General features: G+C 49.1%; 9 protein-coding genes. 1 reads left to right on the forward strand and 8 read right to left on the reverse strand.

Annotated elements, in window-relative coordinates; genetic code table 11:
* The first annotated feature begins 124 nt into the window (after positions 1 to 124).
* Positions 125 to 982 (forward strand): aldo/keto reductase, encoded by an 858-nt coding sequence (locus NYE45_RS29080; protein WP_340014949.1) that lies wholly within the window; start codon positions 125 to 127, stop codon positions 980 to 982.
* 159 nt (positions 983 to 1141) lie between these two features.
* On the opposite strand, the gene NYE45_RS29085 is transcribed toward NYE45_RS29080, so the two are convergent.
* The 8 genes from NYE45_RS29085 to NYE45_RS29120 all read right to left on the reverse strand — a co-directional run bounded on the left by NYE45_RS29085 (position 1142) and on the right by NYE45_RS29120 (position 11931).
* Complete coding sequence (locus tag NYE45_RS29085) at positions 1142 to 3241, reverse strand: glycosyl hydrolase family 18 protein (protein ID WP_340014950.1); 2100 nt, start codon at positions 3239 to 3241, stop codon at positions 1142 to 1144.
* A complete protein-coding gene (locus tag NYE45_RS29090) occupies positions 3242 to 4819 on the reverse strand; it encodes a glycosyl hydrolase family 18 protein (RefSeq protein WP_340014951.1) in 1578 nt (525 codons plus the stop codon).
* 379 nt (positions 4820 to 5198) lie between these two features.
* Complete coding sequence (locus tag NYE45_RS29095; protein ID WP_340014952.1) at positions 5199 to 6254, reverse strand: pectinesterase family protein; 1056 nt, start codon at positions 6252 to 6254, stop codon at positions 5199 to 5201.
* On the reverse strand, positions 6251 to 7363 hold the full coding sequence (locus tag NYE45_RS29100) for a glycoside hydrolase family 88 protein (protein ID WP_340014953.1): 1113 nt from the start codon (positions 7361 to 7363) through the stop codon (positions 6251 to 6253). Before NYE45_RS29100 ends, NYE45_RS29095 begins: the two co-directional genes overlap by 4 nt.
* A 70-nt stretch (positions 7364 to 7433) precedes the next feature.
* Positions 7434 to 8399 (reverse strand): LacI family DNA-binding transcriptional regulator, encoded by a 966-nt coding sequence (locus NYE45_RS29105; RefSeq protein WP_340014954.1) that lies wholly within the window; start codon positions 8397 to 8399, stop codon positions 7434 to 7436.
* 32 nt (positions 8400 to 8431) lie between these two features.
* Positions 8432 to 10027 carry an extracellular solute-binding protein gene (locus NYE45_RS29110; RefSeq protein WP_340014955.1) on the reverse strand — a complete coding sequence of 532 codons (1596 nt, stop codon included), beginning with the start codon at positions 10025 to 10027 and terminating at the stop codon, positions 8432 to 8434.
* Between the two features lie 70 nt (positions 10028 to 10097).
* On the reverse strand, positions 10098 to 10979 hold the full coding sequence (locus NYE45_RS29115; RefSeq protein WP_062836682.1) for a carbohydrate ABC transporter permease: 882 nt from the start codon (positions 10977 to 10979) through the stop codon (positions 10098 to 10100).
* A 31-nt stretch (positions 10980 to 11010) separates the two neighbouring features.
* The gene (locus tag NYE45_RS29120) at positions 11011 to 11931 is read right to left on the reverse strand and encodes an ABC transporter permease subunit (protein ID WP_340014956.1); all 921 of its coding nucleotides are present in this window, start codon (positions 11929 to 11931) and stop codon (positions 11011 to 11013) included.
* Positions 11932 to 12035: the final 104 nt, after the last annotated feature.

The following is a 12035-nucleotide window of genomic DNA, read 5'->3' on the forward strand; positions in this document are numbered from 1 at the left end:
CGTATTTTACTATACTATATACGTTGAGCCCTATTTGATCTAGTATGATTTGATTTTGTATGATGAAATAACGGCAATTCAGCTTGAAATGACTGATTTTTACACATTTGAAGGAGGAACTCTCATGACAACAGCTCAAACCGCACAACATTTACAATCTACAGTCACTTTGCATAACGGTGTTCATATGCCTTGGTTTGGACTTGGCGTATTTAAGGTAGAAGAAGGATCTGAATTAATTGAAGCTGTGAAAAATGCGATTAAACATGGCTACCGCAGCATCGATACTGCCGCAATATACGGCAATGAAGCTGGCGTGGGCCAAGCCATCGCCGAAGCTTTGAAAGAAAACAACCTGAAACGTGAAGAGTTGTTCGTGACATCGAAAGTATGGAATGCAGACCTCGGATATGAAGAGACACTTGCCGCTTTTGATACCACATTGAATAAACTGGGACTGGAATACCTGGATCTATATCTGATTCATTGGCCTAAGGCAGGCAAATACAAAGCAGCCTGGAAAGCGATCGAGGAGCTGTATGCAGCCGGCCGCATTAAGGCTATTGGCGTAAGTAACTTCCAGATTCATCATCTCGAAGACCTGATGCAGGATGCCAAAGTGAAGCCGATGATCAATCAGGTGGAATACCACCCTCGCCTGACTCAGGTTGAGCTTAAAGCCTTCTGCGAAAAGCACGGTATTCAGCTTGAAGCTTGGTCACCTCTAATGCAGGGTCAGTTACTGGACAATCCAGTGCTTACGAAGATTGCTTCAGCCAAAGGCAAATCGGTTGCACAAGTCATTTTGCGTTGGGATCTGCAAAATGGGGTCATTACCATTCCGAAGTCGACCAAAGAACCGCGGATTATCGAGAACTCCTCCATCTTCGACTTTGACCTTTCAAATGAAGAGATGGATCAGATCAGCGCCCTGAACGAAGATGTTCGCGTTGGACCTGATCCAGATAATTTCGATTTCTAATAGATAGCCTTTTTGGAGGCTGCTTTGTTTGTCATTGAGATAGCATAGCGAAAACCACCGGAACAGGAGCCGGTGGTTTTTTGTTATATTCTCTTCACTGTAGCCAAGACCCGTTAACACTGCAGGCTTCAATTTAAATTGTTGTAATTCATATTTTAACTATTGGACCTGCCACAATGCAGGAACATTGGATGGTTCCCACCCAGGCAAGGATGTGTGGGATTGCAAGCATTTATACGTCTTTCCGCTATACGTCACCAGCTGTCCAACAGTATAGGCTGTATTGGCCTGCCAGGCGGAAACGCCCGGATTCATCGTTCCGGTTGCCGTTTTTACAGTCACAGCACTACTCGCAGCAGACGTATTTCCCGCCGCATCTTTTGCTTTCACCGTAAATGTGTACGAGGTATCTGCTGCAAGCCCGCTGATCGTTGCCGTCGTTCCGGTCACCGTTGTCGCCAATAGCGTTCCGTTGTATACATCATAACCCGTTACACCCACGTTATCCGTGGATGCCGACCAGCTCAGCGTTATGCTGGATGTCGTTTGCGCGGTGGTCACAAGGTTCGTTGGTGCAGTTGGTGCTTGCGTATCGCCTCCCGGCTGAGTCGTTGTGCTTACGGTTACAGCATTACTGGCTGCAGACAGATTACCTGCAGCATCCTTTGCTTTTACCGTGAAGGTATATGAGGTACCCGCTGTAAGTCCACTAATTGTTGCTGTCGTTCCGGTGACGGATGTCGCAAGATTAGCGCCATTATAGACGTTATAACCGGTAACGCCTACATTATCCGTTGAAGCATTCCAAGCCAGCGTCACCGAGTTAGCCGTCACGCCTGTCGAACGGGCATTTCCTGGAACGCTCGGCGCTGTCACATCTACTGGCGGCAAGGTACCCCCATTGGACAGATCGGATTGCAGCTTGTTTTGGAGTGTTTTGTTACGATCGCCGCTGAGCTCCCAGAACATCGCACCACCGAGTCCTTTGCTCTTGATATAAGCCGTTTTATACCCAATAGACTCTGCATCGTCATAGCTGATAAAGCGCTTGTTGGTTGCATTATAGAGATATGGCACCTTGGCCGTGTCATTCCAGTAACGGGTATACCCGTTTTTGTTGATGTAATTTGCCTCCAGATCGTAGAAATCAAAGGAGCCTGCTTCCCATGTTCCAACGGAAGAACCACCCGTGCACGTCTGATACTGGCCGCTATTTGCCTGTGCGCATCCATCCCAGCCACGTCCATAGAACGGAACACCAAGCACAAGTTTAGCAGCTGGTACGCCTGCATTCAGATGCCCTTGTGCTCCGGCAGCCACATTAAATGTATTGGCATCCGGCACCCCAGCAGTCGAAGCCGCAGGGTCATAGTTCAACGGCGCGTTATGCGCGCTGACTTTTTGCCAAGCCCCGTTAAAATCGTATGTCATAATGTTAATCCAGTCGACGATGGCCGCAATGTTTGCAAGCTCCGTATTGGCAGCATAGGTCGTCGATGCACCGCTTGCAATCGTAAGCAGATACCTCTTGCCGTCTACAGCTCCTGCTGCATCCAGCTTTTCACGGATTTTGCTCAGGAGCAGGGTATAGTTCTGCTTATCCTCAGGACGTTTGCTGTTACCATCCAGCCCACCCGATACCGGATACTCCCAGTCCAGGTCCACTCCGTCAAAATTGTATTTTCGCAGAAAGTCCACGGCAGAGTTCGCAAAGACCTCTCGCGTTGCAGCCGTCGCGGCTACATCGGAGAAGCGGTTGGACCACGTCCATCCTCCCACGGAGATGATTGTCTTCAGATTAGGATTGATTTGTTTTAGCTTGTTCAGCTGATTGATATTGCCTGCGATGGGCTGATCCCACGTATCCCCTGCAAATGTCTTACCCGTATCAATCCATGGATCGCCAAGCACGATTGTTCCGTTGGGTACATTGATCGTCTGACTTTTTTCATTCTGACAGGTCCATGTCACCGGATTTGGCCCCGAAGGGTCCGGATTGCCATGAATGCCGTTCCAGCAAATATCTGCAAAAGCATAGTTGATATGCGTCACTTTGTTCGGATCAATATCGGTTACATTGTAATTTCTCCCGTAAGCGGCCCAGGACGGGTAATAACCAACAATTTTATACGCATCTGCTGCTTCTGCCGTAGCAGGTTGGAGTGTAAATGAGGGAACAATAACAGATAAGAGCAGGGACAGACCTAGGAAAAACGTTGCGGTTTTCTTCAAAATAGTGTGTTTGTTTACATTGGGCATTTAGTACACAACCTCCTTTGTTGTTTGCGTGCTAAAACCATTCAGGAATGAACGATGTGCATTTGAGAACTGGTTGTTTGTATATGCATCCCAGTTGATGGACCAGGTCATAATCCCCTTAAGATCCGTATAACCTGCAGGTTGGCGAAGGGTATAGGAACCGCCGTATGACACACCTTTGATCAAATAATTCAATGCCTTTTGCAGCTCGGCTGGTGTCGTATAACCACCTCCGGCAGCCTGCTGGGAAGCCGGTACACCGATTGCAATCTGATCTGGTCGCAAGGGACTAAAGAATGGGCCTGAGCTTCCGCCTACATGAAAGCCTTGAAGCAGCATTTCAGCCATAGCCACATGAAAATCGGCTGTCCCTTGGGCGTAGGAGCGCCCATCCAGTCCCACCATGGAGCCCGTGTTATAGTGCTGTACATGAAGCAGGGTCAGGTCATTACGCAAGGCATGGATGACTGGTAGGTATGCTCCCCAAGGGCCGCCATAGCTCAGATATCCGCCCTGTACATAGGCCGTCTCCGGTGCTGCCGTCAGAATGAAATTAGTGCCAAAATGAGATTTAACCGCTTTTACGCCATTGATAAGGTTAACGATCTTCGGTGTCGTTGGGCTACGGAAGTCGATATCCCCTGCATTCAGAGACAGGGAACTTCCTTCCAGATCGATATCAAGACCATTGAAACCATAGGTGGAAATAATCGATTTTAACGAGTCCTCGAACTGCTGTCTCTTGGTCGCATCGGTGAGCTCAATGGTGCCATTGGCTCCCCCCATGGAAAGCAGCACTTTTTTTCCTTGGCTTTGAAGGTAGGCGATATCGGATTTGAATTCGGCTACCGTCGCATTATACGGAGTAAAAGCAAGCGTTCCGCTGCCATGTGAAATCGGTTCGGCAAAGGAGACATTAATGACGTCATAAGCTGTTGATACGTTACGAAGTCTGATATTGGTCGAACCATTGTCGAAATTGTGCCAGTAGCCGATCAGCCATTTGCTGCCGGTTGGCCCAGGATTAGAAGATCCGTTGGAAGTCGTTACACTGAGGGAGGTGCTCGCAGCGGATGTATTGCCTGCGGCATCTTTTGCTTTTACCGTAAAAGCATAAGTTGTGCCAGCTGTCAGTCCCGTGACTACAGCCGTTGTAGCTGAGGTGCTTGTCACGAGAACACCGTTTCGATACACCTCATATCCTGTTACGCCCACGTTATCCGTGGATGCATTCCAGGCCAAATTGACTGAGGTGTCCGTGATAAAGGAAGAGTTTAGACCAGCGGGAACAGAAGGGGGTGTCGTATCAGAGCCGGGAGTCTCTCCCCCTCCGCCGGTATTTTCACCGACGTATTTCCACAATGCAGGAACATTGGAAGGCTCCCAACCCGTCAACGCCGTATGGGGCTGAATACACTCATAATCTTTATTTTGATATGTTACTAGATCTCCCTTCTTGTATGCGGTGCCTGCCTGCCATAGGGCAGCGGCGTCAACTCTTGGTGCAAACCACGAAATAATCAGAAGAAATGCCAAAGCGAATGTAATGACCGGGCGGAATTGAACAGCTTTATTCAAGCAAAATCCCTCCTGTACTAGGTTATTCTCACCTTGCAAACAAAGCTTCAATGGTACACTTACATGTGAGCCGCGATCGATTCGTGCCTTATCCAACCGTCTGACGCTGAGTGTCTTCTTCACTCCCTTCCTTACCAGAATGGACCTTCCCTCTCGTTCTTTTTTAATAAACACCATCCAAATTTTACAGGGAATTTACAGATCCTCACCCTGTATTTAATCAGTAAAATGCAAATCAGATAAGGGATAAATTATTTCTATGGGGGGCGAAAAATGTAAGATACCGCACAAAAAAGGCTCTCTACCAAGTCTTTAAGAGACTTGAAAGAGAGCCTTTCATCTTTGATTTTGCACAGTAGATAGCATGACTTTCCCCCGATTAACCCTTCTCCTCACCGAAAGGTTGCCACCCGTCCACACCGGACAGAATAAGAGGTATCGCGTATTCGGCCGCTTCCTGATCACTTAGTGTTTTTGCCCAGGGAACCCGTACCATCGCATTTCCGGCCCCAGGTCCGGCACTGTTATATTCGGCGTACTGAACGGTCTGCTCCGCATCTGCCTTGTTCCAGTTATGCCAGCCCTCCTGTTTCACATGAGCACCGATCCAACAGTTCAAGAAACAGACTTTGGCATGATTACGCCATGGCCTGCCGAGGTATACCGACTGGGGAGGTGCATTGCTGGTGAGATCACAATCGATAAATACATACCCATAACGTACATCCTCGGGTGTAGATGCTGCGGTAATCCAGCCGTTCACTTCGCCGTTCGCAATCGCCGTATCAGACAAACGGTTCTTCGCAAAGATCTCACACCCCTTGAACACCGCCGTAGCCGAGCCAAAAATAAAATCGATGTCGCCCTCAATGTAGCAGTGCTCATAATATTGACGCAGCTTCCGCCGCTCCGCCCCATCCCGTGGCCCGCCAAAGTAGCTGCGATCCAGCGGCTGCTCCGGCAATGGTCCGGTAAAGATCGTATCCTGATGGCCGATGAAGCGACAACTGCGGAACGCTGCCCGATCTCCATCCACGTACACAGCCAACGCCTGACCTACTACCTTGCCCGGCCCAGCTGAGTTAACGAAGGATATTTGCTCTGCTGTAAAATCGTCTGCTCCGATGAAAGCTGTGTAGGAATGAAAGGTATGATACTGCGACCCATCCGGGAACTTCTTGAGCGCATAATCATCATATGTAATGACCGTATGCTCCGCCCCCTCACCGATCAAATGAATCATAGGCTTCTCAATATCCAGCTTCTCGTAATATACGCCAGCCTTAATTCGGATCGTGAAGCTTTCGGTTCTGTCGTCCGGAGCGGCATCAATTGCAGCCTGTATGGTAGCATAATCACCCGTCCCATCCGGAGAAACGGTATAATAACGCATCGATTGACCCAGATTTGGATCTGGTGACACCTGCTTGCTCATGGCAATCGCTCCATTTCCAGCGCAGCCAGCAGTAACGGAGCCGTCCCCATAAAGGAATCGCTTACAATTGCTTCACTCACGTAGTAGCTGTACGATCCGTCCCGGTCCAGACTGAGTCCTGCCCCATGGCAGATTCCATTCAGCTTCACTCCGGCAGCGGTTTCTTCCACCAATCTGGAGGTGAGTCCGTTCCAGCCTTTTTCTGCTGCTTCTCTGAAATGTGGCTCCAGATAACGCAACCGTACACCCTTCGCGAGTGCATACACGAACATGCTAGAGCCGGAAGCTTCCAGATAATTGCCTTTGCGGAAACCCTGATTAAGCACTTGGAACCACAGCCCGCTCTCCTGTTCCTGTACCCGAACCAACGCGTGACACATCCGCTCGAAGATGCCAATAATCGTTCCGCGCTTTGGATGATGCACAGGGAAATGCTCCACGCTGTCTACAATAGCCATCGCATACCAACCCATGGCACGACTCCAGAAATGTGAGGAGCATCCGGTCAACGTATCGGCCCAGACCTGTTCCTTCGATTCATCCCAGCCATGATAAAGCAGTCCGGTGCGTGGATCACGTGTCTTGCGTTCAATCAGCAGAATCTGATGAGCTACCTCATCCCATAATTCAGGTCGGTTGAACTGCTTCGCATACTGAGCCAGAAAAGGCGATGACATATACAATCCGTCCAGCCACATCTGGAAAGGATAGATCTTTTTGTGCCAGAAGCCGCCCTCAGATGTTCGGGGCTGCCCTGCAAGTTGCGCCGCCAGTAGATGTGCGGCTTCCGCGTAACGCTGATCTTCGGTAGTATCCATCAGCCCAAACAGGTTTTTGCCCTGATTGATCTGATCCAGATTGTATTCTTCAAGTGAATACATCGCAATGGAACCCTCTTGCTGCACATACATATCCATATGTCTCTTCATAAAAGCAATATACTCGTCCTTACCGTACTGTTTCCCCGTTTGCGCCATTGCCATTAGTGTCATACCCTGAACATAAGCCCATCGTTCAGAAGGAAACGCATGATACCCGTCCCCATCACATTGCTGGATAATCGTCTCTGCTATTCGCTCAGACCAGGATAATTGCGTCTGTACTTGCATAACGGACACCTCCTTGAATGTTGTATCATCCTTAACGTGCACATGTGCGTCTAATCATTCTTGTTCGTCGTTACTGACACTTCGCCGTTGAATTACGATGATTCAGCTTCGGCTGAATGACCACCGGATAGTCCACCTGTTCATCACGGATCAACGATACAATCAGCTCTGCCGCCTGTGCAGCCAGTTCATCCAGCGGTGGTCCGATGGTTGTCAGTGCGACCTCAGCGTATTGCATATCTGGCAGATCATCGTAACCGATTAATGAGATATCCCCTGGGACGCTGTAACCTGCTTCAAGCAAAGCCCGCAGCGCTCCCCGGGTCACCAAGTTGTTCAATCCGATAAAAGCTGTGGGCGACTCCGGGCCAAATATATGATGACGTATGGCAAAATATCCGTCCTCCCAAGAGGAGTGTGCTGGCAGTACATGGTCTTCGTTGAACATCAGGCCTGTGCGCTGCATAGCCTCCCTGTATCCTTCCAGTTTGATATTTTGCGAGTTGCCAATAAAACCGATTCGGGTATGACCCAGTGATTGCAGGTGCTCGACTGCTTTGAAGATGCCCTCTTTCCGATCAATCTTAATGTATGGGGAGTTCGGCGTTTCATCTGTACCGAGCACGAAACATGGCATGTTGAGCGTCGCAAACTTTTTCCAAAATACATCCCGATTGTCCAAGGCATAATCCCACAGGATACAACCGTCCACGCGCAGCTGGCTGAAGACGTCCACCCCGTCATCGGCGACGACCAGAATCATCTGGTATCCCCGTTTCTTCAGTTCCGCGTGCAGACTGCCAGATATGTTCGAGAACAACGGATTACTCAGCTCATCCAGCACAAAACCGATGATATTACTTCTGCCTGTGGAGAGCTGCCGGGCCAACATGTTTTTCCGATACTGGTGTTTCTCCGCAACGGCGAGCACCTTCTGTTTCGTCGCCGGTTTGATCCGCGGATCATCGTTAAGGGCTTTGGATACCGTGCTATAGCTCACCCCCGCCAATTTGGCAATGTCTTTAATGGTTATCAAAATCAATCAACACCCTTCATACCTTGGGAAACTTATTGCTGTGCAGCTTTATATCGATCATACTGCGCCTGTCTGCCTGCAATAACCTGCTCAATATTCATCTTTTTCAATGTTTCAATATAACTGTCGAACTGATCCAGACTGGCATCTCCGCTAATAAATTTGAAGTTCATCTCTTCCACATAGGTCGTGATGTCAGGCATCGCCATACTCTCTACACTCGCCTCATCCGGAAGCGCGTAGACAAACGGGAATGGTTCACGGATGTACGGCTCCAGCTCCTTGTCGAGCTTGGCATGCCATTCGGCTACGACAGAATCAGCAGAGTCGGTGGATTGAATATTAGGCAGATTAACCGGTCCGATGCCGAGCTTCTGAATGTATTCATTGTCTTTGCCTTTGTCCGTGAAGGTCTTCACGCCGTTCTCTTCCGTATACGTATCATCCTTGATGCCCCATGTATAATACGTCTGCGCTTCCTCACTTACGGCATAGTCCAGGAAACGGAAAGCAAGCTCCGGATTTTTGCTGTCACGTGTAATGCCGAAGATGCCACTTACCGGTGTACGTCCTACATAGAACTGATCGCCATGCGGTCCTTTTAGTGGCAAGATGCCTTTGAAGATGGGCTCTGCCGGATCATAATCCTTGAAGAGCGGGCTGTAGACCATCGACATGTACCAGCTAAAATTAAACGTCGCTCCCGTCACATCCTGAGAGATGCGCGAGGTCACCTGATCACTTGTCGTACTGGCATAATCCACGCCAAGCAGGCCTTCTTTGTACAGTCCGTTTAAATAGGTGAGATATTCCTTATAGGCAGGCTCATAATAGCTGAAATGTACCTTGCCCTGATCGTCTGCATAGAATTGATTGGACAGATCCAGACCAAAGGCAGGGCCAAAGGCCATCGACACAAATTTCGATTCCATGGACAGTGGAATTTCATCAGCCTGCCCGTTGCCATTCGGGTCATCCGTCTTGAATTTGCGCAGCATCGCCGTGAACTCATCCAGTGTGGTTGGTTCGTTCAATCCCAGCTGCTTCAGCCAGCGCTGATTGATCATAAACACTGGCATATAGTTTCGGGTGAGCGTCTGCTGCGGGATATAATACATTTTACCATCTGGCGTCGTTAAACTGGCTTTAACCGAAGGGGACTTTTCATATATTTTTTTGAGATTCACGCCGTACTTATCCACCAGTTCGTTAATCGGGATAAACAGACCACTGTTGATGTATTTCATAAGCTGATCCTGATCCGGCAGATAAACGATATCTGGCAATCCCGTACCCGCAGCCAGCCTCGGATTCACAGCATCCGCGTAATTCTGTGGTGGAATCAGATCCCAATTGACCTCAACACCAGCATTACTCTCGATTTTCTTCACGATTGCGGCGGTAGACAAATCCACATTGGTCGTCCATGCGTTGGTGCCGAGAACAGACAATTTAGCATCCGGCCGATCGGTTACAGGACCTGCACCAGTGTAATTAAATGCTGGTTCCGAGCTGGTTGGGGTACTTCCGGGATCAGTCCCCGCCCCTGTTCCACCGCTACAACCCGCAAGGCTGATTGCCAGTATCGCTGCCATTACACTTTTTCTTCCTGCCCCTTTAAATCTCATCCATCATTCCTCCTTAGGTATGAACAATCCTGAACAACCCTGGTCAATCCTGATGCTCGGGTAAAAAAGGCTATCCTTTCACGGCTCCGAGGGTGATTCCCTTAACGAAGTACCGTTGGATAAATGGGTAGATCGTAACAATCGGCAGAATGCTGACCACAATGGATACATAACGAACCTGAAGAGAGGAGACCGCCAGTGCGCCCGAAGTCATCGTGCCTCCCATCTTCTGCATCACTTCCGGCGAAGCCATGATCAGCACTCTTCGCAGGAACATCTGTAAGGGCTGCATATCCTGTTTGCCCAGATATAGTAGGGCCGAGAAAAAGTTGTTCCAGTGGAATACCGCATAGTACAGCGTAAGTACTGCCAGTGTTGGCTTGATGATCGGAACCGCCAGACGGTACAGCATCGTCAGCTCGTTGGCCCCGTCTATACTGGCACTCTCAAAGATCTCATTCGGAATGCCTTCAAAAGCCGAGCGGCAGATCATGACGTTAAACGTAATGACCAGCACAGGCAGCACCATTACCCAGCGGGTATTGTATAGCCCCAGTGAGGTAATGAGCATATAGACCGGAATGAGTCCCCCCGAGAAATACATCGTGAAGGCGATGAAGAAATTCAGCTTGCGACGTAAGAAAAACTGCTGTCTCGATAACGGAAAGGCGGCGAGGCATGTTGCCACAATGTTCAACAGCGTGCCAACCACGGTGTACCAGACGGTATTGTAGAAAGACACCCACAACTCCTTGTATTGCAGGACCATTTGATAACCTGACAGGGTGAAACCGACAGGCCACAGCACGACTTTTTGTTTGTCGATGGCATCCACCGAGCTGAATGAAATACTGATCACGTACAGGAAGGGATACAACGTAATCACGACCGCCAGTATGGTCAGCAGGTAGACACATCCGTAGAACAACCGGTCACTACTCGATTTTTGCATACAGGATCTCCTTTGGGGTTCGGTTATGGTGTTACCAGAGTGACATCTTGGTCAGGCGTCGGGTCATGGAATTGGCTGCAAAGACAAGCACAAATGTGATAATGGAGTTGAATAAACCGACAGCTGTGGCGAAGCCGTAGTTCTGTCCCTCAATCCCCATCCGGTAGACGTAGGTCGACAATACATCGGCAGTTTCGTAAGTGGCTCCGTTGTAGAGCAGATATACTTTCTCAAAGCCTACACTCATAATGCCGCCAAGCGACAGGAGCAGGAGGATGACGATCGTTGGTTTGATGCTGGGAAGGGTCAGGTGCCAGAGCTCCTGAAACTTGTTGACCCCGTCAATTTTTCCGGAATCATACATCTCGGGATCGATGCCCATAATGGCTGCAATGTAGATGATGGAGCTGAAGCCGAAGCTCTGCCAGATGTCGGAACTGGTGAAGATGGTCCGAAACCAGCCAGCCTCCATCATGAAGTTCACTTTGTCCATCCCGAGCTTGGCGATGAGGGTGTTCACAATGCCATCTGTTGGTGACAGGAAGTTGATAATCATGCCGGCTACAACGACAGTGGAGATGAAGTGAGGAAGGTACGTAACGGTCTGGGCAAATCGCTTGAATGTCCGGTTCTTGATCTCCACGATGCAGACCGCGAAAAGAATAGGGATGGAGAAGCCGAACAAGAGCGGTAGAAAGGCGAGCAAAAACGTGTTGCGCAGCAACCGCCAGAAATAGATGGAATTCACGAACTGCTCAAACCAGCGAAGACCCACCCATTCCCCGCTGAACATGCCCTGCCCAGGCAGAAAATTGCGAAATGCTAACAGCACGCCAGGCATCGGGAGGTACATGAAAATGAGGTAATACAGAAAGATAGGCGAAAACATCAGCAGCAGATATTTATCCCGTCTGATCAGGCTGAACAGCGTGGACATGCGTTTTTTCAACATAAAGCACTCCTCTTCGCTTTATAATTACAACGTTTGAATTTTTAGACGAGCATATCCTACATAATTGGTATATGGATTATAATTATCCTTATATCAATTCTATT

Origin of the sequence: Paenibacillus sp. FSL K6-1318 (genome assembly GCF_037976905.1) — a bacterium.
GTDB lineage: Bacteria > Bacillota > Bacilli > Paenibacillales > Paenibacillaceae > Paenibacillus > Paenibacillus amylolyticus_A.